This is a genomic window from Enterobacter cloacae complex sp. IR5412 (assembly GCF_049237385.1).
Lineage (GTDB): Bacteria > Pseudomonadota > Gammaproteobacteria > Enterobacterales > Enterobacteriaceae > Enterobacter > Enterobacter intestinihominis.
The window spans coordinates 163676-185587 of record NZ_JBMKHQ010000005.1 but is presented as its reverse complement, the minus strand read 5'-3'; the positions used below and the strand labels follow the sequence as shown (position 1 = coordinate 185587).

The 21912-nt window shown below is 58.3% G+C and carries 23 protein-coding genes and 1 riboswitch; of the genes, 16 read left to right on the top strand and 7 right to left on the bottom strand.

Annotated elements, in window-relative coordinates; all coding sequences use genetic code 11:
- Positions 1 to 5: 5 nt before the first annotated feature.
- Positions 6 to 767: a fimbrial biogenesis chaperone gene (locus tag ACOTX2_RS11450; RefSeq protein ID WP_063147894.1), complete on the top strand. Its 762-nt coding sequence runs from the start codon at positions 6 to 8 to the stop codon at positions 765 to 767.
- Positions 751 to 1812: a type 1 fimbrial protein gene (locus ACOTX2_RS11445; RefSeq protein ID WP_063147895.1), complete on the top strand. Its 1062-nt coding sequence runs from the start codon at positions 751 to 753 to the stop codon at positions 1810 to 1812. Before ACOTX2_RS11450 ends, ACOTX2_RS11445 begins: the two co-directional genes overlap by 17 nt.
- 44 nt (positions 1813 to 1856) lie before the next feature.
- Here the strand turns inward: ACOTX2_RS11445 and ribB are convergent, their stop codons facing one another.
- On the bottom strand, positions 1857 to 2510 hold the full coding sequence (gene ribB / locus ACOTX2_RS11440; protein ID WP_003862538.1) for a 3,4-dihydroxy-2-butanone-4-phosphate synthase: 654 nt from the start codon (positions 2508 to 2510) through the stop codon (positions 1857 to 1859).
- Positions 2511 to 2615: 105 nt separating this feature from the next.
- Positions 2616 to 2766: riboswitch (FMN riboswitch) on the bottom strand.
- 120 nt (positions 2767 to 2886) lie between these two features.
- Between ribB and ubiK the strand changes: the two genes are divergently transcribed.
- Positions 2887 to 3183 (top strand): ubiquinone biosynthesis accessory factor UbiK, encoded by a 297-nt coding sequence (gene ubiK / locus ACOTX2_RS11435; protein WP_000566823.1) that lies wholly within the window; start codon positions 2887 to 2889, stop codon positions 3181 to 3183.
- A gap of 114 nt (positions 3184 to 3297) precedes the next feature.
- Here the strand turns inward: ubiK and hldE are convergent, their stop codons facing one another.
- From hldE to ACOTX2_RS11420, 3 genes are read right to left on the bottom strand one after another with little or no spacing between them, the layout of a single operon-like run.
- A complete protein-coding gene (gene hldE / locus ACOTX2_RS11430) occupies positions 3298 to 4728 on the bottom strand; it encodes a bifunctional D-glycero-beta-D-manno-heptose-7-phosphate kinase/D-glycero-beta-D-manno-heptose 1-phosphate adenylyltransferase HldE (protein WP_023298624.1) in 1431 nt (476 codons plus the stop codon).
- Positions 4729 to 4768: 40 nt separating this feature from the next.
- A complete protein-coding gene (glnE, locus tag ACOTX2_RS11425; protein ID WP_022649435.1) occupies positions 4769 to 7624 on the bottom strand; it encodes a bifunctional [glutamate--ammonia ligase]-adenylyl-L-tyrosine phosphorylase/[glutamate--ammonia-ligase] adenylyltransferase in 2856 nt (951 codons plus the stop codon).
- 21 nt (positions 7625 to 7645) lie between these two features.
- Positions 7646 to 8947 (bottom strand): inorganic triphosphatase, encoded by a 1302-nt coding sequence (locus ACOTX2_RS11420; RefSeq protein ID WP_063147896.1) that lies wholly within the window; start codon positions 8945 to 8947, stop codon positions 7646 to 7648.
- 237 nt (positions 8948 to 9184) lie between these two features.
- Between ACOTX2_RS11420 and ACOTX2_RS11415 the strand changes: the two genes are divergently transcribed.
- Together ACOTX2_RS11415 and ACOTX2_RS11410 are read left to right on the top strand one after the other, a co-directional pair.
- A complete protein-coding gene (locus ACOTX2_RS11415) occupies positions 9185 to 9805 on the top strand; it encodes a TIGR04211 family SH3 domain-containing protein (RefSeq protein ID WP_001303390.1) in 621 nt (206 codons plus the stop codon).
- Positions 9806 to 9865: 60 nt separating this feature from the next.
- Entirely contained in the window at positions 9866 to 11107 is a 1242-nt protein-coding gene (locus tag ACOTX2_RS11410; RefSeq protein WP_063147897.1) for a multifunctional CCA addition/repair protein, read from the top strand.
- A 13-nt stretch (positions 11108 to 11120) separates the two neighbouring features.
- Here the strand turns inward: ACOTX2_RS11410 and bacA are convergent, their stop codons facing one another.
- Complete coding sequence (bacA, locus tag ACOTX2_RS11405) at positions 11121 to 11942, bottom strand: undecaprenyl-diphosphate phosphatase (RefSeq protein WP_003862545.1); 822 nt, start codon at positions 11940 to 11942, stop codon at positions 11121 to 11123.
- 106 nt (positions 11943 to 12048) lie between these two features.
- A complete protein-coding gene (gene folB, locus ACOTX2_RS11400; RefSeq protein ID WP_046620800.1) occupies positions 12049 to 12417 on the bottom strand; it encodes a bifunctional dihydroneopterin aldolase/7,8-dihydroneopterin epimerase in 369 nt (122 codons plus the stop codon).
- A gap of 107 nt (positions 12418 to 12524) precedes the next feature.
- Here folB and plsY point away from each other — a divergent pair, with 107 nt between their 5' ends.
- The 10 genes from plsY to ureG all read left to right on the top strand — a co-directional run bounded on the left by plsY (position 12525) and on the right by ureG (position 20338).
- Positions 12525 to 13139 carry a glycerol-3-phosphate 1-O-acyltransferase PlsY gene (plsY, locus tag ACOTX2_RS11395; protein WP_022649440.1) on the top strand — a complete coding sequence of 205 codons (615 nt, stop codon included), beginning with the start codon at positions 12525 to 12527 and terminating at the stop codon, positions 13137 to 13139.
- A gap of 91 nt (positions 13140 to 13230) precedes the next feature.
- A complete protein-coding gene (locus tag ACOTX2_RS11390; RefSeq protein WP_063841076.1) occupies positions 13231 to 14697 on the top strand; it encodes an MFS transporter in 1467 nt (488 codons plus the stop codon).
- Positions 14698 to 14852: 155 nt separating this feature from the next.
- Positions 14853 to 15680, top strand: a complete 828-nt coding sequence (locus ACOTX2_RS11385) for an urease accessory protein UreD (RefSeq protein WP_063147899.1) — start codon at positions 14853 to 14855, stop codon at positions 15678 to 15680.
- Between the two features lie 10 nt (positions 15681 to 15690).
- Positions 15691 to 15993 carry an urease subunit gamma gene (locus ACOTX2_RS11380; RefSeq protein ID WP_003862556.1) on the top strand — a complete coding sequence of 101 codons (303 nt, stop codon included), beginning with the start codon at positions 15691 to 15693 and terminating at the stop codon, positions 15991 to 15993.
- Between the two features lie 10 nt (positions 15994 to 16003).
- Positions 16004 to 16318 carry an urease subunit beta gene (locus ACOTX2_RS11375; protein ID WP_022649443.1) on the top strand — a complete coding sequence of 105 codons (315 nt, stop codon included), beginning with the start codon at positions 16004 to 16006 and terminating at the stop codon, positions 16316 to 16318.
- On the top strand, positions 16311 to 18014 hold the full coding sequence (ureC, locus tag ACOTX2_RS11370; RefSeq protein ID WP_023298631.1) for an urease subunit alpha: 1704 nt from the start codon (positions 16311 to 16313) through the stop codon (positions 18012 to 18014). Before ACOTX2_RS11375 ends, ureC begins: the two co-directional genes overlap by 8 nt.
- Positions 18015 to 18023: 9 nt before the next feature.
- A complete protein-coding gene (gene ureE, locus ACOTX2_RS11365; RefSeq protein WP_045308003.1) occupies positions 18024 to 18488 on the top strand; it encodes an urease accessory protein UreE in 465 nt (154 codons plus the stop codon).
- A 9-nt stretch (positions 18489 to 18497) separates the two neighbouring features.
- Complete coding sequence (locus ACOTX2_RS11360; protein WP_003862561.1) at positions 18498 to 19037, top strand: HupE/UreJ family protein; 540 nt, start codon at positions 18498 to 18500, stop codon at positions 19035 to 19037.
- On the top strand, positions 19037 to 19711 hold the full coding sequence (locus tag ACOTX2_RS11355) for an urease accessory protein UreF (protein ID WP_046620811.1): 675 nt from the start codon (positions 19037 to 19039) through the stop codon (positions 19709 to 19711). The genes ACOTX2_RS11360 and ACOTX2_RS11355 overlap by 1 nt, the downstream gene beginning before the upstream one ends.
- A gap of 9 nt (positions 19712 to 19720) precedes the next feature.
- Positions 19721 to 20338: an urease accessory protein UreG gene (gene ureG, locus ACOTX2_RS11350; protein ID WP_023298635.1), complete on the top strand. Its 618-nt coding sequence runs from the start codon at positions 19721 to 19723 to the stop codon at positions 20336 to 20338.
- A gap of 87 nt (positions 20339 to 20425) precedes the next feature.
- On the opposite strand, the gene tsaD is transcribed toward ureG, so the two are convergent.
- Positions 20426 to 21439, bottom strand: a complete 1014-nt coding sequence (gene tsaD / locus ACOTX2_RS11345; protein WP_048966111.1) for a tRNA (adenosine(37)-N6)-threonylcarbamoyltransferase complex transferase subunit TsaD — start codon at positions 21437 to 21439, stop codon at positions 20426 to 20428.
- A gap of 236 nt (positions 21440 to 21675) precedes the next feature.
- On the opposite strand from tsaD, the gene rpsU reads away from it, so the two are divergent.
- Positions 21676 to 21891: a 30S ribosomal protein S21 gene (gene rpsU, locus ACOTX2_RS11340; RefSeq protein WP_001144069.1), complete on the top strand. Its 216-nt coding sequence runs from the start codon at positions 21676 to 21678 to the stop codon at positions 21889 to 21891.
- Positions 21892 to 21912: the final 21 nt, after the last annotated feature.

Here is a 21912-nt window from a genome sequence, read left to right as displayed (position 1 = left end):
TCATCATGAAATTAACGCCGTTTAAAAGCCTGTGCCTGATGCTAACCAGCACAGCATTTGCTACCCACGCAGCCATTAATCTGGACCGCACGCGCATTGTTTTTCCAGAAAGCGACAAGGCCAGCAGCCTGAAAGTGGACAACCAGAGCAAGGTGCTGCCTTATCTGGCGCTCTCCTGGATTGAAGATGAAAAGGGACAAAAAGAAGATACGCACTTTATGGCGCTTCCCCCCATTCAACGTATCGAAGCGGGCACCTCGTCGCAGGTAAGAATTGTTAAACAAGCCGCTACCCGCCAGTTGCCAAAAGACAGGGAATCGCTGTTTTATTTCAACCTGCGTGAAGTACCGCCTAAAAGCACCAGCGCCAGCGAGGAGCGCAGCGTGATGCAGGTTGCCATGCAGAGCCGAATTAAGCTCTTCTGGCGTCCGGAAGCGATTCGCAAAAAATCTGGCGAACTGACTGAAATGCGTATGGAAATTAACGCCAACGCGAAAGGGCTCACGGTCCACAACCCTACGCCGTACTACATCACGCTGGCGTGGCTGAGCAAAAATGCTAAAACCATGCTGCCGGGTTTTGACAGTCTGATGATTGCGCCTTTCGCCACGGCAACCGCGTCTACCGGCGATTACCACGGTAGTTATTACAGCATCGGCTATATCGACGATTACGGTGCCCTGAAAAAAGTCGACGTGCAGTGCACCGGAACGGCGCAATGTAAACTTACCGAACGGAAAATCGATAAAGATGCGAAAGCTCGCTAGTGTCCTGCTTACATTGCTGCTTTCAGCGCTGCCTTTGGAAGATGCGATGGCGCTTAACTGTTATCTGGGTGGCTCTGGCGGTTCCGTCGAGGAGACAAAAACGATCTCCCCCTTCGCCATACCCAGCAACGCCCAAATTGGCCAAAAAATATGGGAGTCTGATGACATTAGGATTCCGGTGACGTGTGACAACAACGTCTCGAGCAATTTTAAGCCGGAAGATGTCTTTGCCTGGGTAAATCCTTATCCTGCCGCAACCGATCCCTATTATGAGCTGGGGGTCACCTATGAAGGTATAGATTACGATGCTACAGGTCAGCCCAACGGCGTGGATACCCGCCAGTGTCTGGACAACAATAACATCACTATTTACACCCCTGCTCAAATCCGCCAGATGGGTTGGGAGAATCGCATTTGCTCTGGTAATCCGGATGATATCCATATTTCGCGCACGTTCGTCTCGCGATTACGACTTTTCGTGAGAATAAAGGCTGTGCCGCCGCATGGCTATGTCAGTTCGCTCAGCGATTACATCGTTGTGCAATTTGACGGTAAGGGTGGCGTTAATCAGATGGCCGACGCGAAGAACCTGAAGTATCACATCAACGGGCTGCAAAACATTACGGTCCTTGATTGCGGGGCGACGTTTAGCATTTACCCTGAGAATCAGGAGATCGACTTCGGCACCTTCAGTGCGCGCGACATTGTGAATCAGCAGAAGCGTATTCGCATGTTTTCAATACGAACCACCAAAGTGCAGGATGCCCAGTGCTCGGACGGATTTAAGATGGACTCGTCATTTTACACAACCGAAACGCTCAGCGCAGACGACACCGCGGTACTGATAGGGAATGGGTTAAAGCTGCGTATTCTTAACGGAACGGAGCCTTACACATTCAACCAGTACAAGGAATACGCCGATTTTACGGGCGATATGATGAATCTTGAGCAAAACTACACGGCTGAACTTTCGCGGGATGAAGGAAAAGCGATTCAGTCCGGGCCGTTTGAAACCGTGGTACTGTTCAAAATTAACTACCACTAGAAACAAAAAAGCCGGGTTTCCCCGGCTTTTTCACATCAGCATGTTCAGCTGGCTTTACGCTCATGCGCCCGGCGGTATTCAACCAGGTCTTCAATCGTCACCACTGGCATATTGTGCAGACGCGCAAAGGTGATGCACTCCGGCGCGCGCGCCATGGTGCCATCATCGTTGGTCAGTTCGCACAGCACGCCTGCGGGTTTGAAGCCAGCCAGCGTCACCAGATCGATGGTCGCTTCGGTATGACCACCACGGGTCAGCACGCCGCCCGGCTGCGCGCGCAGCGGGAAGACATGACCAGGGCGGTGCAGATCGGAGGGTTTTGCACCATCAGCAATCGCTGCACGCACGGTAGTCAGGCGGTCAGCCGCCGACACCCCGGTGGTGACGCCATGTGCCGCTTCAATGGTCACGGTGAAGCCGGTACCAAAGGCGCTTGTGTTGTTTTCAACCATCATCGGCAGATCAAGCTGCTGGCGACGGTCTTCGGTGATGCACAGGCATACGATGCCGCTACCGTGACGGATGGTCAGCGCCATCTGCTCAACGGTCATGTTCTCGGCGGCAAAAATCATGTCGCCTTCGTTTTCACGGTTTTCATCGTCAAGCACCATTACACCGCGGCCTTCGCGCAGTGCATCCAGTGCATGTTCAACACGTTGAGTTGAAGTGCCAAAAGAGGAAAGTAGCGTCTGATTCATGGTAAAAAAACCTCATTAACTTTATGGTTACCAGAATCAGGGCAGTCTTAGGAGCGCCGTACAAGCGGCAAAAAAATAACGTGAGCGGGCCTTGCCCGACTGGATCGTTACTCTCTCCCATCCGGACTCTAACCGTCGGCCCCGGAATTACACCGGATCTGCTGACCTTTGAGAATTCACCCAAAGCGCTCGCGGGCTTTCAGCGTTAAGCTGATTTACCGCCGGTGGGGAATTTCGCCCCGCCCTGAGAATAAGCGAGATAACTATAACGCTATTGATTACCCTGGGCAATGCATAAGCTTCAAACAATTTTGTTTAACCCGCGGCATGACGCGCTACAATAGGCACTAACACCTTTTCATCAAGGGAAACGACAATGATTGACCCAAAGAAAATTGAGCAGATCGCGCGTCAGGTTCATGAGTCCATGCCGAAAGGTATTCGTGAGTTTGGTGATGACGTTGAGAAGAAAATTCGCCAGACGTTGCAGGCACAGTTGGTTCGCCTTGATTTAGTCAGCCGCGAAGAGTTTGACGTGCAGACGCAGGTGCTGCTGCGCACCCGCGAGAAGCTGGCGCTGCTGGAACAGCGTCTGAGCGAGCTGGAGAGCCGCAATGCGCCGGAAGAGGTGAAGCCAGCGCCAGCTATTCCACCGGTGGATGACCAGGCATAGTGCGGCCTGTTGTGCCCGGTGGCGGCTACGCCTTACCGGGCCTACATGAACGCGTAGGTCGGGTAAGGCGCAGCCGCCACCCGACATAAAAAAACGGGCCAACTGGCCCGTTTTTTACTGACTGTCTTTCTGGATCTTCTTAATGATGTTAGTGGTTGAACACCCGTCCTCAAAGTTGAGCACCATCACTTCACCGCCATTCGCCCAGACCTCTTCGCTACCTGCGATTTGCTCTGGCTTGTAATCACCGCCCTTCACCAGCAGGTCAGGCAGAATTCCGGCAATCAGGCGCTGCGGGGTGTCTTCTTCAAATGAGACCACCCAGTCCACCGCTTCCAGCGCGCCGAGCACTATCATGCGCTGCTCCAGCGGGTTCACCGGACGCGTTTCACCCTTCAGACGTTTGGTTGAGGCATCGCTGTTGACCGCCACAATCAGGCGGTCGCCCAGCTTGCGCGCATTCGCCAGATACGAGACATGACCCGCATGCAGGATGTCGAACACGCCGTTCGTCATCACCACTTTTTCACCGCGTTTGCGCGCGGCGGCAACGGCCACTTTCAGCTCGTCTTCGGTCATGACGCCAAAGCCGGTATCCGCACGCCCACGCACCGCATTTTCCAGCTCGATTGGCGAAACGGTGGAGGTTCCGAGTTTACCGACGACCACGCCCGCCGCGGCGTTCGCGAAGTAGCACGCTTCTTCCAGGGAGTTCCCCGCCGCCAGCGTCGCTGCCAGCACGCCGATCACCGTATCACCGGCACCGGTCACGTCGTACACTTCCTGCGCCTGAGTTGGCATATGCAGCGGCGCCTTGCCCGGTTGCAGCAGCGTCATGCCCTGTTCGGAACGGGTCACCAGCAGCGCAGACAGCTCGAAATCAGCGATGATATTCATGCCGCGCTCAACCAGCTCTTCTTCAGTTTTGCACTTGCCCGCCACCGCTTCGAACTCAGAGAGGTTGGGCGTCAGCAGGGTTGCGCCGCGATAGCGCTCGAAATCGGTGCCTTTCGGGTCGATCAGCACCGGAACGCTGGCTTTGCGCGCCAGCTGGATCATGGTCTGCACGCTCGCCAGCGCACCTTTGGCATAATCAGACAGCACCAGCGCGCCGATATTGCCCAGCGCCTGGCTAATGCGCTCATGCAGCGGCTCAGGATCAACGCCTTCGAACCCTTCTTCAAAGTCGAGGCGGATCAGCTGCTGGTTACGCGACAGCACGCGCAGCTTGGTGATGGTTGGGTGGGTCGGAACAGAAACGAAGTCGCACTTCACGTTCACGTCCGCCAGCGACTGGCTCAGCGCACGCGCCGCATCGTCAATGCCGGTCAGGCCCACCAGACGCGAATGCGCGCCCAGCGAGGCTATGTTCATCGCCACGTTTGCCGCGCCGCCTGGACGTTCTTCAATGGTGTCGACCTTAACTACCGGCACCGGCGCTTCCGGAGAGATACGGCTGGTCGGCCCATACCAGTAGCGATCCAGCATCACATCCCCGACAACCATAACTCCAGCACGTTCAAACTCTGGCAGTGTTACTTTCATTCCTGACTCCAGAAAGATTCACAATTTGCGCGCGATAATATCACACTTGTTTTGTTACGCACGGTTCCACCAGCCACTTCTGCCAGCTTGCGGTCACCTGCGCGCGTTCATCGGTGAAACCGTCCAGCGCCACATGGCCCGGCTGTTCCTGTAAGGCCAGATGGTGCAGCTCGTCACGCAGCGTGGTGTAGGCGCGGGTTAATGCCTGCGCCTCCTGCTCATCCATAATGTCGTTCTGCGCCAGTAGTTCCAGTATGCGCACGTTATCCGACCAGCGGGTCAGCTTCGGCTTATCGTGCGCGTGCAACAGCACCAGATACTGAGTGATAAACTCAATATCGGTAATCCCGCCCTCATCAGCTTTGATATCAAAGCGATCGCGATGTTTGTTGCCAAGGTGCGCGCGCATTTTCTCACGCATTTCCCGCACTTCGGTTTGCAGCGTACAGCCTTCGCGCGGGGTCGTCATGACCGCCTTGCGGATCGCATCGAACTGCGTTTTGAGCTGCGGATCGCCGTACACCACGCGGGCGCGCACCAGCGCCTGATGCTCCCACGTCCAGGCTTCGTTCTTCTGATAGTCGGCAAAAGCCTCCGTGGAGGTAACCAGCATGCCTGCCGCGCCGGACGGGCGCAGACGCGCATCCACTTCATACAGAATGCCGGATGAGGTGCGAGTGCTGAACAGGTGCATGATGCGCTGGGCCAGGCGCAGGTAGAACTGCCGCCCGTCGATTTCACGCTCACCGTCGGTCATCACGTCAACCGGACAGTCGTGGAGGAAAATCAGATCCAGATCGGAGCTGTAGCCCAGCTCCCAGCCGCCCAGCTTGCCGTAACCCACCACCGCAAAACCGCGGCCTTCACGGTCAGCAAGGTGCTTCGGCTGCCCGTAGCGGGCCACCATCTGCACCCACGCCTGGTGGACCACCGCGTCGATGATCGCTTCCGCCAGCCAGGTTAAGTGATCGCTCACTTTCATTACCGGCAGGGTACCGGCGATATCTGCCGCCGCCACGCGCAACATCTGTGCCTGCTTAAACTGACGCAGCGCCTCAAGCTGTTGCTCTTCGTCCTCTTCCGGCACGCGCAGCAGATACTGACGCAGCTCGTCGCGGTAAGCATCCGTCGCCGTCGGCTGATAGAGCGTATTCGGGTCGAGCAGTTCGTCGAGCAGCAGCGGATAACGCGCCAGCTTGTTCGCCACCATCGGGGAGGCGGCGCAAAGGGAAATCAGATGCTTCAGCGCGCCGGGAAACTCACTTAACAGTTCAAGGTAGGTGGTACGCGTGACGATCCCGCTCAGGAGCGGCATCATGCGCGACAGCGGCACCGGCGCATCCTCGCGGGAGCAGACATCGCTCAGCAGATGCGGCATCAGATGATCCAGCACCTGCCGACCGCGCGGGCCAATGGCGCGTTTGTTCAGTTCGAGACGGAAATCAGCAATCAACGCCACCACGCGATGGCGGGCATCGTCGCTTAAGTGCGCCAGCACCGGCGTGGTGTCATCTTCCTGAAGCGCGTCCTGCCACAGTTCGCGCCAGTGCTCGGAGAGCGCATCGTCCTGCGATTCACTTTCGTCGTCGCCGATCAGATCGTTAAAGATGCGGCGCACGCCCGCCATATGCGCTTCCAGCCGTTCCGTCAGCGCTGCCCAGTCATCCACCCGCATCCCCCAGGCCAGACGTGCCCGGTTCAGCTCATCGCCCGGTAACGTCTGGGTCTGTTCGTCATTGATACTTTGCAGCAGATTTTCCAGACGACGCAGGAAGAGATAAGCGTCACGCAGCGTTTGCGCGTCGCCTTCCGGCAGCAGATGCAGCTGATCGATAGCGCTGAGCGTCGGCAACAGCGAGCGGGATTGCAGAGAAGGTTCGCGCCCGCCGCGTATCAGCTGGAAGACCTGGACGATAAATTCGATCTCACGAATACCGCCCGCGCCGAGCTTGATGTTGTCCTTCAGGCCACGGCGACGCACCTCGCGGGCAATCATCCCTTTCATATTTCGCAGGGACTGGATCACGCTAAAGTCGATGTAGCGGCGGAACACGAACGGGCGCAGCATGGCGCGCAGCTCGTTGGCGTAGGCATCGTCGCTGTCGCCCATGATCCGCGCTTTGACCATCGCGTAACGCTCCCAGTCGCGCCCCTGCTCCTGGTAATAATCTTCCAGCGCGGCAAAGCTCAGCACCAGTGGCCCGCTGTCGCCAAACGGACGCAGACGCATGTCCACGCGGTAGACAAAACCATCCTGGGTGGGCTGATCCAGCGCCTTAATCAGCCGCTGGCCGAGGCGGGTAAAGAACTGGGCGTTGTCCAGCTCGCGACGACCGCCGCGCGTGGTGCCGTTCTCCGGCCAGGCAAAAATCAGGTCGATGTCTGAGGAAAAATTGAGCTCGCAGCCGCCCAGCTTGCCCATCCCCAGAATCAACAGCGGTTGCGGAACCCCGTCTTCGCTGCACGGCGTGCCCCACTCTTTACAGCAGGCGGCGTAGAGCCAGTCCCGCGCGGCGACGATCAGCGTCTGCGCCAGCTCGCTCAACTGCTGCAAGGTGCTCTCTTCACTCACCAGCTCCAGCGCCTGCGCCCAGGCAATGCGTACCATCACCCGGCGGCGGAACTGACGCAGAACGCGCATCAGCGTGGGTTCATCTGCCACCTCTGCCAGCGCGGTTTGCAGCCAGCCAGCATAATGCCGCCACTCGTCAGCCTGCGGCGGCGCGCTTTCCAGCGCTGCCAGCCAGTCCGGGTTAGCGCTGACGCTCTCCTGCACAAAATCACTGAACGTGAGCACGCTTTTCGCCTGCTCGCTTAACGATGACGCGGGTAACGACTCAGGCAGGCGTTCGCAAACGGTCTGCCAGTGCTGCTGTAACTGCGAAGAAAGCGGCATATCAGGGGTTCCTTGCCAGAATTAACGTTTTCCGCTGTGCAGCCAGTACGGATCCTGCGAAATGGCCTCGTTGCGGAAATGCTCGATCTCAATCTGCTGACGGGTCTCGATGGCATGCTTAAGCCCCTGCCAGTTCTCCAGCCAGGCCTGCGCCTTCACGCCCTCATACGCACCTGACAGCAGCAACATGCTGTCGATGTTACGCGCCAGGCGGGGAAGCTGATCGCCATACTGGTCGCCCAGCGGATGCGCGAAGGTGGTTCGCAGCTCGGCCGCGTGACGGGAGAGTTGGATATCCGCAAAACGTTTGAAGTTTTCCGCGATTTTAGTCTGCCCTTTCGCATCGAGGAAAATGCGCCAGCCGCGCGTCACCAGAAATTCGGTCAACGCCAGTTTCGCGCTGGCGTTTTGCGGGCTGTAGATCGCCGTTTGTGCCGACACGTCAGAAAGCATCAGCGTTTCGGTTTGAGTGAGCAGATCACGTAAGTGAGCACTGGCTTTACGCGGTACAATACCGCCGAACAGCGCCAGGGTGTGACGCACCAGCCCCATAGCAGCGAGCACCTGTTTTTTGGCATTTTTGACGTTACGCGCCCACAGCTCCTCGTGGTACTGCCACTGAGAGAGCGCCAGCTCCAGCGCCGCTTCCATGCCCTGCTCAACGGAGGCTTTCGGCACAACGCGCAGAATCGGGGTTTCTCGCAGCACGCGCGGCGCATTCCCGGCGGCCAGGTGATAGCCGCGCGCCGCTTTACTCAGGCTGCCCTGACGCAGGCCAGGCTGGTTTACCAGCTTGCGCGCCAGCTTCAGCACGTCGCTCGCGTCGCCTTCCAGCAGTTCGAGTTCCAATTCGCAGATCGGCTCCTGCTCTTCACCAGCCTTAATTTCACCTCGATCAAACGCAATCTCAATGCGGCTCTTGCCTTCCGTCACCAGCCATTTCTCGCGCCAGAAATCGGTGCTGAACAGCGGTTGCGCCTCTGCCGACAGCGTTGCGGGCAGCGTCCCTTCCGGCCACACTTCCGCCGGAAAACGATCCAGCTCAAGTTCTGGCTTACTGATGTCGATATTGTATTCCGGACGCTGGTGCAAACCGCCCACCACGCGACCGGCGATTTTCATCGTCATCTCGTAGCGCCCGTTCGCACCACGGATGCGCAGGCCCATATCGTGGTTGCGCAGCCAGTTGTCCGGCGTTTCGTAATAGATGTTGAGCAGCTGTACGGGTTCATGGTGCTCGCCGGACAGCGTATTCAGATGCTGGCGGAGCGCGTCAGCGCTGTCTTTTTCGACGATAAACTTTAATTCGATCTCTTGTGCCATAGCCTTGTACTTTTGCGTGCGTCACAGACGCGTCGATGAAGGCGAACTTCCTCGCCATTTGTTTGTCAGTACATAGTATTTTGCGCCAAATTGCCACGCAATGAGCAATTTGACGGGCGTAAAAGTTTAAAGCGGTGGAAATCATGACACAGATGATTCCGATTGATGATGAATCCTTTGCGTAGCGACACTGATACCACTACTATCGTTCCACTTTTTATGAAAATAACGACTGATATGCTTAAATTACGCCTGATTGGACTTACTTTACTCGCTTTTAGCGCCGCAACCGCGGTCCACGCTGAAGAGAAACGTTACGTTTCTGATGAACTGAATACCTGGGTACGCAGCGGCCCTGGAGACAATTATCGCCTCGTGGGTACGGTAAATGCCGGCGAGGAAGTGACTCTGCTGCAAACTAACGCAGACACCAATTACGGTCAGGTTCGTGACAGCTCTGGCCGCACCTCATGGATCCCGCTGAAAGAGCTAAGCACAGTGCCAAGCCTGCGCACCCGCGTGCCGGATCTGGAAAATCAGGTGAAAACCCTGACCGATAAGCTGAACAACATTGACGGTACCTGGAACCAGCGCACCGCAGAGATGCAGCAGAAAGTGGCGCAAAGCGACAGCGTGATCGCCGGCCTGAAAGACGAAAATCAGAAGCTGAAAAATGAGCTGATCGTCGCACAGAAGAAAGTAAACGCCGCTAATCTACAGCTGGATGACAAACAACGCACCATCATCATGCAGTGGTTTATGTATGGCGGCGGCGTACTGGGCGTCGGTCTGGTGCTGGGTCTGGTGCTTCCTCACCTTATCCCAAGCCGTAAACGTAAAGACCGCTGGATGAACTAACTCGTCTTCTCTGCCACACTTACGTATCATCTTGCGAAAAGAGAAAACGGGAGTGTTGGCGTGAAGAGTTATCTGGTCGGTGGTGCGGTACGTGATGCGTTATTAGGTCTGCCGGTCAAAGATAAAGATTGGGTCGTGGTCGGTGCCACGCCCGAAGCGATGATTGACGCGGGCTACCAGCAGGTAGGCCGCGATTTTCCTGTGTTCCTCCATCCGAAAAGCCGCGAAGAGTACGCCCTGGCGCGTACCGAACGGAAATCGGGTTCCGGTTATACCGGCTTCACCTGCTATGCCGCGCCGGATGTCACGCTGGAGCAGGACTTACTGCGCCGCGATCTCACCATTAACGCCCTGGCGCAGGACGAAAGCGGACATATCATCGACGCCTACGGCGGCCAGAACGATCTGCGCGATCGTCTTTTACGCCATATTTCCCCCGCCTTTTCTGAAGATCCGCTTCGCGTACTGCGCGTGGCGCGTTTTGCCGCCCGTTATGCCCATCTGAGCTTCCGTATCGCCGACGAGACGATGGCGCTGATGACGGCCATGACCGACGCGGGCGAGCTGGAACACCTGACGCCAGAACGCGTCTGGAAAGAGACCGAAAACGCCCTGACCACCCGCAACCCACAGGTCTTTTTCCAGGTTCTGCGCGACTGCGGGGCGCTGAAAGTGCTGTTCCCGGAAATAGACGCGCTGTTTGGCGTGCCCGCCCCGGCGAAATGGCACCCGGAAATTGATACCGGCATTCACACCCTGATGACGCTGAGCATGGCCGCTATGCTCAGCCCTGAAGTGGACGTGCGCTTTTCCACCCTCTGCCATGACCTCGGCAAGGGGTTAACGCCAAAGGAGTTGTGGCCACGCCACCACGGGCACGGTCCGGCTGGCGTAAAGCTGGTTGAAGGGCTTTGCCAGCGCCTGCGCGTGCCGAATGACATTCGCGATCTGGCAAAACTGGTCGCCGAGTTCCACGACCTGATCCACACCTTCCCGATCCTGAAACCCGCCACCATCGTCAGGCTGTTCGATAACATCGACGCCTGGCGCAAGCCGCAGCGCGTGGAGCAAATTGCGCTGACCAGCGAAGCGGACGTGCGCGGCCGTACCGGGTTTGAAGCGTCCGATTATCCGCAGGGTCGTTTGCTGCGCGAGGCGTGGGAAATCGCAAAAGCGGTGCCAACGAAAGAGGTGGTGGAGGCAGGGTTTAAAGGCCCGGAGATCCGCGAAGAGCTGACGAAACGGCGGATTGATGCGGTTGCGGCGTGGAAGGAAAAACGTTGCCCTCAGCCGAAAGACTGAGGGCGGTCGGTCATCAGAAGAAGACCACGTACACGGCAGCCGCGACGATAAAGCGGTAGATCGCGAACGGAATAAACGAGATACGCTTAATCAGTTGCAGGAAGGTTTTGATGGCAATCAGCGCCACGATAAAGGCGGTGATAAAGCCCACGGCGAACATCGGAATGTCGCCTACGGTCAGGAAGCCGATGCTTTTGTAGAGATCCAGTGCGGTGGCGCCCATCATCATCGGTACCGCCAGCAGGAACGAGAACTCAGACGCCGCGTAACGGCTCACGCCCATCAGCATCCCGCCGGAAATGGTTGCCCCTGAACGGGAGAAGCCCGGCCACAGCGCCAGACACTGGAAGCAGCCAATCATAAACGCCTGGCGATACGTCATATCGTCCAGACCTTCTGCACGCGGGGTTTTTGGCTTCAGCACTTCGGCGGCAATCAGCAGGAAGCCGCCGACAACCAGCGCGTACATCACGTTAATCGGGTTGAAAAGCGATTTTATGGTGTCGTGGAACACCAGCCCCAGCACCACCGCCGGGATCATCCCCAGCAGAATATGAATCAGCGTCAGGCGCCCCTTGCCCTCTCCTTCACGCTGCGGTAAACGCCCGAAGTGGATGCCGATCAGACCAAACAGACGACGCCAGAACATGACGACCACCGCCAGAATAGAGCCCAGCTGAATCACCACCTCAAACGTCTTTGCGGTATCGCCTTCAAAGCCCAGGAGATGGCCAACGATAATCATATGGCCCGTACTGGACACCGGCAAAAACTCCGTCAATCCTTCGACCACACCCAGAATTGCCGCCACCAGCAGCGAGTGCATATCGCTCATCTATAAACCCCTAAAAAGATATAAAAAAACGGTGTCCCACGCGGACAACCGTGAAAGATACAGCTTTAAGACCGATATAACCTAAAATGGTTTAGCAATTATGACGTTAAATCTTTCCTTTCAGATTTGTGCCACGCTCGATAATCACGCCCACATTGGCGGCGCGCGCCACTGCGCCCGGCTTGCTTAGTTTGATGCGCACCCACGGGGAGTTAAATTTGCTCATTAGCAGGTCCGCTACCTCTTCCGCCACGCGTTCCACCAGCGCAAATCGTTGCCCTTCCACGTGGCCAACTACCGCTTCACTGATGTCGGCGTAGCTCAGACAGTCATTCACATCATCGCTTTTTGCTGACTTGCGGTTATCCCAGCCCATTTCGATATCGAACACCAGTTTCTGCTCGATGGTCTGTTCCCAGTCGTAAACACCAATTGTGGTGATTACCGAAAGTTGCTCTATAAATACAATATCCATCACGACCTGCCTGCTTTTTGGCTAAACCGGATACCACTTCCGGCGAATTATGCGTATTATCCACAGATGCTGAGAATACAGATACATTTTCAAAACGGAACAGCGTTATGAGTGCAATCGCGCCTGGAATGATTATCCTCGCCTACCTTTGCGGCTCAATCTCCAGCGCCATTCTGGTCTGCCGCATCGCCGGGTTGCCTGACCCGCGTGAAAGTGGTTCCGGGAATCCGGGGGCGACCAATGTACTACGAATTGGCGGCAAGGGAGCAGCCGTAGCGGTTTTGATTTTTGATGTTCTGAAAGGAATGCTCCCCGTCTGGGGTGCGTATGCGCTGGGCGTCACACCCTTCTGGCTGGGGCTGATTGCTATCGCCGCCTGCGTCGGCCATATCTGGCCCGTTTTCTTTGGTTTTAAAGGCGGTAAAGGCGTTGCAACCGCGTTTGGCGCGATTGCGCCGATCGGCTGGGATCTCACTGGCGTGATGGCGGGCACCTGGCTGCTGACCATCCTGCTGAGCGGCTATTCATCGCTGGGCGCCATCGTCAGCGCGCTGATCGCTCCGTTCTATGTCTGGTGGTTCAAACCGCAGTTTACCTTCCCGGTATCGATGCTCTCGTGCCTGATCCTGCTGCGTCATCATGACAACATTCAGCGCCTGTGGCGTCGCCAGGAAACCAAAATCTGGACGAAGCTCAAGCGTAAAAAGAAAGACGCTCAGTAAACCGTTCGTTATGCCTTATAACCAAATGTGATTTTTGTCCCCTTCTGCCTGTGGTAACTGTTAGGTACACAACACAACCACATAAAAGAAAATGGCAGAAATCACAGACACAACTCCCCTCCCAACGGCAGGAAACACCCCGGATGGCGACATCAAGTGGGTACGCAGCGCATCGGACGTTTCACGTCTCGTTAATGACGGCTCTCAGGGCCGGGCCAATGCCCGCATCGTGGTCGGTATCGCGCTCGGGGGAATTTTTCTCGATGCCTACGATCTCGGCGCGCTGGCATTCGGCATCAAAGACATCACCCGCGAATTTAACCTGACGCCCGCTGGTACCGGCATGGTGGCTTCAGCCATTACCTTTGGCGCGATTGTCGGGGCGCTGCTTGGCGGCTATCTTACGGATAAAATCGGGCGCTACCGCGTCTTTATGGCCGACATGGTGTTCTTTGTCGTCGCCGCCATCGCCTGTGCGCTGGCTCCGAACGAATATGTGCTGGCGGGCGCGCGCTTTGTGATGGGTCTTGGCGTCGGGATCGACCTTCCCGTGGCGATGGCGTTTCTCAGCGAGTTCGCCAGGCTGAAAGGCCCGGGGAATAAAGCCTCCAGCGTCGCGATGTGGTGCCCCACCTGGTATGCGGCCATCAGCATCTCTTATCTTCTGGTGCTCTTCTTCTACACCGTGCTGCCGGAAGGCCACAGCGACTGGCTCTGGCGTCTGATCCTTGGCTTCGGCGCGGTGCCCGCGCTGGTGATTATCGCCATCCGCAGCCGCTATATGAGCGAATCCCCGGTCTGGGCGGCGAATCAGGGCAATCTGAAAGAGGCGGCGTCCATCCTGCGGCAGTCGTACAACATTAATGCCCACGTGCCGCAGGATGCGCTTGACCAGCCCGCGCCGGTGGTCAATAAGGCAAAATGGTCGAACTACCTGAATCTGTTCCGCGGTATCTACCTGCGGCGTACCACGCTCGCCACGCTGCTGTCGGTTGTCTCCTCGTTCGCCTATAACGCCGTAGCCTTTGGCCTGCCGGTGATCATTTCCAGCTTCTTTGTGCAGTCGATGCTGACCACCATTCTGATCTCGCTGGCGCTTAACCTGCTGTTTGCGTTTGTCGGCGGGCTGCTGGCAGTGCGCTATGTTCCGCGCTTCGGCGCGTGGCGAATGTCACTGGCGGGTTACGCCTGCCAGCTGGTGGCGCTGCTCGGTCTGGCGCTGATTGGCCGCCCTGACGGGGCCACGGAAGGCGTGGTCGCCGTCGCGATGCTGGCGCTGTTCCTGTTTGGCCAGGGTTTTGGTCCGGGTGCGCATACCATGACGTTTGCCTCCTTGAGCTACCCGACCTCGCTGCGCGGCGTGGGCGTGGGGCTTAACCAGACGCTGATGCGCAGCAGTTCAACGCTGTCACTGTTTCTGTTCCCGCTACTGGTCGCGTCGCTGGATACCGCCGTGTTCTGGGTGATTGCGCTGGCGCCGTTTATCGGCCTGGTATCGCTGCTGGCGATCCGCTGGGAGCCGTCGGGGTATGATGTGGATGCAGAGGATTATCGTTAACCTTTCTTGCCGGGTGACGCTGCGCTTACCCGGCCTACATTACTGAAACCGGCTCACATGAGCCGGTTTTTTATCCATAAGCGACTCATATGACAGCCTTCATTTCCGCCAGGGCATACTGAAACGTACCCCGATAGTGTGGAAATGGAAGCACCATGTTAGCAACTCAGGTCACTGATAATTCATACAAAGGCTGGCAGGCCACGCTTGCCCTCCAGTTTTGTTATACCCCTGAGAAAACCCTCCTCCATTCCGCGCGTCACACCGGGCCGCTCACCGTTCAGCGCCCGTTTTACCCTGAAGGCGAGACCTGCCATCTTTACCTGCTGCATCCACCAGGCGGGATTGTGGGCGGGGATACGCTGGATATTTCCGTGCGGCTCGACGCCAAAAGCCATGCCCTCATCACCATGCCCGGCGCCAGCAAGTTCTACCGCAGCAGCGGCCCGCAGGCCTGTCTGAATCAGCATTTTTACCTCGACGAAGAGGCCACGCTGGAGTGGCTGCCGCAGGACACCATAATTTTCCCCGGCGCTAACGCCGCGCTGCGTTCCGTCTTCCACCTTAAGGCCACCAGCATGCTGCTGGCGTGGGAGCTGTACTGTCTGGGCCGTCCGGTGATAAACGAAACCTTCAGCCACGGCACGCTGGAGAGCCGCCTTGAGGTGTGGGTGGATGGCGAGCCGCGTTTGATTGAGCGACTGCATCTTAACGATGGCGATCTGTCGCCCGTCGCAGGCCATCCGTGGGTCGGCACGCTGCTGTTCTACCCGGCCCGGGAAGCTCATCTTGATACAGTGCGCGAGCGGCTCGCCCCGCTGGAAAACTTTGGCGGGGCGACGCTCACCGACGACCTGCTGTCGGTGCGTTTTCTCTCCCACGACAACCTCATTTGCCAGCGGGTGATGCGCGATATCTGGCAGTCGCTTCGCCCGCTTTTAACCCCCAAAACCGCCTGTTCGCCGCGTATCTGGCAGACATAAGAGAAACGCTATGGAACTGACTCCCAGAGAAAAAGACAAGCTGTTGCTGTTCACCGCCGCGCTGGTTGCCGAACGCCGCCTCGCGCGCGGAGTAAAGCTCAACTACCCGGAATCGGTCGCGCTGATCAGCGCCTTTATTATGGAAGGCGCGCGCGATGGCGAAACCGTCGCCTCGCTGATGGAAGCCGGCCGCCACGTCCTGACGCGCGATCAGGTGATGGAGGGCGTGCCGGAGATGATCCCGGATATACAGGTGGAAGCCACCTTCCCGGACGGATCCAAGCTCGTCACCGTCCACAATCCGATCGTGTAAGGAGCGCGTGATGATCCCAGGCGAATACCGGATCCAGTCCGGCAACATTGCGCTCAACGTCGGGCGCGAAACCCGAAGTGTGATCGTGGAAAACCACGGCGACAGGCCGATCCAGGTCGGCTCGCATTACCACTTTTACGAGGTCAACCCGGCGTTGAAATTCGATCGCGAAGCCACTCGAGGCTACCGACTCAACATCCCGGCCGGGACTGCCGTGCGCTTCGAGCCCGGCCAGAAGCGGGAAGTGGCGCTGGTGCAGGTGACGGGCGCGCAGCGCATTTTTGGTTTTCGCGGCGAGGTCATGGGCGAGGTGAAACATGGCTGAGATTTCACGCCAGGCGTATGCCGATATGTTCGGCCCCACTACCGGGGATAAAGTGCGGCTGGCCGACAGCGAGCTGTGGATCGAAGTGGAAGACGATCTCACGATCTACGGCGAAGAGGTTAAATTCGGCGGCGGAAAAGTGATCCGCGACGGCATGGGACAGGGGCAGATGACCGCCGACGACTGCGTGGATCTGGTGCTCACCAACGCGCTGATCGTCGATCACTGGGGGATCGTGAAAGCGGATATCGGCGTAAAAGATGGGCGGATCTTCGCCGTCGGCAAAGCCGGAAACCCGGACATTCAGCCCGGCGTGACGATCCCGATTGGCGCGGCAACGGAAGTGATCGCCGCCGAAGGGAAGATCGTCACCCCTGGCGGGATCGACACCCACATCCACTGGATCTGTCCGCAGCAGGCGGAAGAGGCGCTGGTCTCTGGCGTCACCACCATGATCGGCGGCGGCACCGGCCCTGCGGCAGGTACAAACGCCACCACCTGCACGCCGGGGCCGTGGTATATCGCCCGCATGCTGCAGGCCGCCGATACGCTGCCGGTGAATATTGGCCTGCTGGGCAAAGGGAACGGTTCAAACCCGGACGCGCTGCGCGAGCAGATCGCGGCTGGCGCCATCGGGCTTAAGATCCACGAAGACTGGGGCGCGACGCCTGCGGCAATCAACTGCTCGCTGGAGGTCGCTGAAGAGATGGATATTCAGGTGGCGCTACACAGCGACACGCTGAACGAGTCCGGTTTTGTCGAAGACACGCTGGCCGCCATCGCCGGGCGCACCATCCACACCTTCCACACCGAAGGGGCGGGCGGCGGCCATGCGCCGGATATCATCACCGCCTGCGCGCACCCGAATATTTTGCCCTCCTCCACCAACCCGACGCTGCCCTACACGGTGAATACCATCGACGAGCACCTGGACATGCTGATGGTCTGTCACCATCTCGACCCGGATATCGCCGAGGACGTGGCATTTGCGGAATCCCGTATTCGTCGGGAAACCATCGCCGCCGAAGACGTGCTGCACGATATCGGCGCGTTCTCGCTCACCTCGTCAGATTCACAGGCCATGGGCCGCGTGGGGGAAGTGATTATCCGCACCTGGCAGGTGGCGCACCGCATGAAGGTGCAGCGCGGCGCACTGCCGGAAGAGACAGGCGAGAACGACAACTTCCGCGTGAAGCGCTATGTCGCCAAATACACCATTAATCCGGCTCTTACCCACGGCATCGCCCATGAGGTCGGTTCTATTGAGGCGGGCAAGCTGGCGGATCTGGTGGTCTGGTCCCCCGCTTTCTTTGGCGTCAAACCGGCCACCATCGTCAAAGGCGGGATGATCGCCTGCGCGCCGATGGGCGACATCAACGCCTCGATCCCTACGCCGCAGCCGGTGCATTACCGCCCGATGTTTGGTGCACTTGGTGCCGCACGCCACGCCACGCGACTGACGTTTGTCTCGCAGGCCGCTGATGCCAGCGGCATTCCGCAGCGGCTCGGATTGCAAAGCGCCACCGCGGTGGTGAAAGGCTGCCGGACGGTGAAAAAGGCCGACATGATCCACAACGATTTACAGCCGAATATCACCGTTGACTCGCAAACCTATGAGGTTCGCGTCGACGGCGAATTGATCACCAGCGAACCGGCAGAAGTTTTGCCGATGGCGCAACGCTATTTTCTGTTTTGAGGAGTGATGATGATTTATTTAACCCAACGCCTGGACCACGCGCACCCCGTCACCGCCAGCGTTACGCTGCCGATTGACGTGCGGGTAAAAAGCCGCGCCCGCGTGGCGCTGAACGACGGTCGCGAAGCCGGGCTAATGCTGCCGCGCGGCCTGTTGCTGCGCGGGGGCGACCTGCTGACTACCGACGATGGCAGCGAAGTGATCGAAGTGATCGCCGCCCCGGAGTCGGTTTCCGTGGTGCGCTGTGCCGACCCGTTCCTGCTCGCCCGCGCCTGTTATCACCTGGGCAACCGCCACGTACCGCTGCAAATCATGCCCGGCGAACTGCGCTACCACCACGATCACGTTCTCGACGACATGCTACGTCAGTTCGGGCTGGAGGTGACCTTCGCCAGCCTGCCCTTTGAACCGGAAGCGGGCGCTTACACCAGCGATGCCCACAGCCATGGCCACTCCCACGCTCATTCACATTAAGGACTCATCATGCGTAAGTATTTGCCGTTGTTTCTGCTGGCCTTTTCCGTTCCGGCGCTTGCCCATCCCGGTCACGGGACCGACAGCTTTCAGGCAGGTTTTCTCCATCCGCTGACCGGGCTGGATCACCTGCTGATGCTGACGGGGGCTGGCGTGCTGTCCGCCCTGAGCGGCCGCAAGCTGCTGCTGCCGTTAGCAACGCTCGGCATGATGCTGGCTGGCGCCGTTGCGGGCAGCCTGCTCGGCGGCTTTAGCGGCATGGAGATGCTGATTATCGCCTCGCTGGCGGTCTGCGGCGTGATGATGTTTAAGACTGAAAATCGCCTGCTGCTGGCAGTGCCAGCCCTGGCGATGTTCCACGGCTGGGCGCACGGCGTGGAGATGTCCGGCCACAGCTTCTGGCTCTTTACCAGCGGATTTATGTTAGCCAGTGCCACGGTGCTGTGCGCCAGCTTCGCGGCAGGGCTGCTGCTGCGCCGTCACGACGGCCTGCGTAAAACCTTCGGCGGCGGGCTGATCGTCTCTGCCCTGCTGGCGTTGATGAGCTGATGGAGCACGCCCGCCAGCGGCTGCGCCTGATGCAGCTCTCCAGCAGTAGCCTGCCGGTCGGATCGTTTACCTGGTCACAGGGGCTGGAATGGGCTGTCGAGGCCGGGTGGATCACGGACGCTGAGGCTTTCAGGCGCTGGCAGATCCAGCAGATGGAGCAGAGCTTTTTCTGCGTCGACCTGCCGCTGTTTATCCGCCTGTACTGTGCCTGCGAGCAGCAGGACGTCGCGGCAGCAAAACGCTGGACGGCATACCTGCTCGCCTGTCGGGAAACGCGCGAACTGCGCGAGGAAGAACGCAACCGCGGCGCAGCCTTTACGCGCCTGGTTAAAAGCTGGGAACCCGCCTGCCCGGCAGAATGGCTGCCGCTGTTGATGCAGAGCCAGCTCGGCGGTATGGCGTGGCTCGGCGTGCGCTGGGGCATTAGCGCGCGCGAGCTGGCGCTGAGCCTCGGCTACAGCTGGATTGAGAGCGCGGTGATGGCGGGCGTCAAGCTGGTGCCGTTTGGGCAGCAGGCCGCACAACAGCTGATTATCGACCTGAGCGACCATTTTGCCGCCGGGTTTGAACAGGCATTTTTACGTGGCGACGACGCGCTGGGGGCAGCTACGCCGCTGTCCGCCATCGCCTCCGCACGCCACGAAACCCAATATTCACGACTATTCCGTTCCTGAGGAGTCAATATGGCTGATTACAAACATCCCCTGCGCGTTGGCGTGGGCGGCCCGGTAGGGTCGGGCAAAACCGCCCTGCTGGAAGCGCTCTGCAAGGCGATGCGCGACACCTATCATCTTGCGGTGGTGACTAACGATATCTACACCAAAGAGGATCAGCGCATCCTGACCGAGGCGGGTGCGCTTGAGCCAGAGCGCATCGTAGGGGTGGAAACGGGCGGCTGTCCGCACACCGCCATCCGCGAAGATGCCTCAATGAACCTGGCAGCGGTGGAAGCCTTGAGCGAGAAGTTCGGCAATCTGGATCTGATCTTCGTCGAAAGCGGCGGGGATAACCTGAGCGCGACCTTCAGCCCGGAGCTGGCGGACCTCACCATCTACGTGATCGACGTGGCCGAAGGGGAAAAAATCCCGCGCAAGGGCGGGCCGGGGATCACCAAATCCGATTTTCTGGTGATCAATAAAACCGACCTCGCGCCGTACGTGGGGGCGTCGCTGGAGGTAATGGAGCGCGACACTAATCGCATGCGCGGCGAGCGTCCGTGGACCTTTACCAACCTGAAGGCGGGTGACGGGCTGGCGACGATTATTGCGTTTCTGGAAGAGAAAGGGATGCTGCGGATGTAGTGCGGTTTATTGCCGGGTGGCGGCTTCGCCTGACCCGGCCTACGATTTTTGCAGACCCGGTAAGCGCAGCGCCACCGGGCAAAAGACTTACGCCTCAGGCAGCTCCGCCAGCGGCCAGCGCGGACGCACGGACACGCTCAGGTCAGCCGTGGCGCCAGCGTTCAGGCGCACCATCCCGGCGTAGGCGATCATCGCCCCGTTATCGGTACAAAATTCCGGACGCGCGTAGAACACTTCCCCACGACGCTTTTGCATCATTTCGGCAAGCTTCGCGCGCAGCGTACGGTTGGCGCTCACGCCACCGGCCATCACCAGGCGCTTAAAGCCCGTCTGATCCAGCGCACGCTTGCACTTGATCATCAGCGTATCCACCACCGCATCTTCGAACGCGCGGGCGATGTCGGCACGCGTCTGCTCGCTGTCGTCGTTATTGCGAATGGTGTTCGCCGCGAAGGTTTTCAGACCGGAGAAACTAAAATCCAGCCCCGGACGATCGGTCATCGGACGCGGGAAGACAAAGCGCCCTTCCGTTCCCTGCGCGGCCATTTTCGACAGCATCGGGCCGCCAGGATAATCCAGGCCCAGCAGCTTGGCGGTTTTGTCGAAGGCTTCACCGGCCGCGTCGTCGATCGATTCGCCCAGCAGCTCATACTTGCCAATGCCCGTTACGCTAATCAGCTGCGTATGACCGCCGGAGACCAGCAGCGCCACAAACGGGAACGCTGGCGGATTGGCTTCCAGCATCGGAGCCAGAAGATGTCCTTCCATATGGTGAACCGGAATGGCCGGAACGTCCCACGCGAAGGCCAGCGAACGCCCTACCGTTGCGCCGACCAGCAGCGCGCCAACCAGGCCCGGTCCTGCAGTATAGGCCACGGCATCAATATCTTTTGCACTTAACCCAGCCTCTTTCAGTGCCGCCTTAATCAGGGGAACCGTTTTACGCACGTGGTCACGAGAGGCCAGTTCAGGCACGACGCCGCCGTAGTCAGCGTGCAATTTCACCTGACTATACAGTTGGTTGGCCAGAAGCCCTTTTTCGTCGTCGTAAATCGCGATGCCGGTTTCATCGCAGGATGTTTCAATACCCAGTACACGCATGACTTGTTTTACCTCGTTTCAATACCGCGCAGTGTAGAGCCTGGGCGGGTTGATGTAAAACTTTGTTCGCCCCAGGAAGAAGCCTCGTGTATACTCTTCCCCCTTATAAAAGTCCCTTTCAAAATCGCATCGGTGCTTTACAAAGCAGCAGCATTTGCAGTAAAATTCCGCACCATTTTGAAATAAGCTGGCGTTGATGCCAGCGGCAAACCGAATTTATTAAAGGTGAGAGTTACATGCCGGTAATTAAAGTACGTGAAAACGAGCCGTTCGACGTAGCACTGCGTCGCTTCAAACGTTCATGCGAGAAAGCAGGTGTTCTGGCTGAAGTTCGTCGTCGTGAGTTTTATGAAAAACCAACGACCGAACGTAAGCGCGCTAAAGCTTCCGCTGTGAAACGTCACGCGAAGAAACTGGCTCGCGAAAACGCACGCCGTACTCGTCTGTACTAATCTGTTGAGGGCCACAGCCCT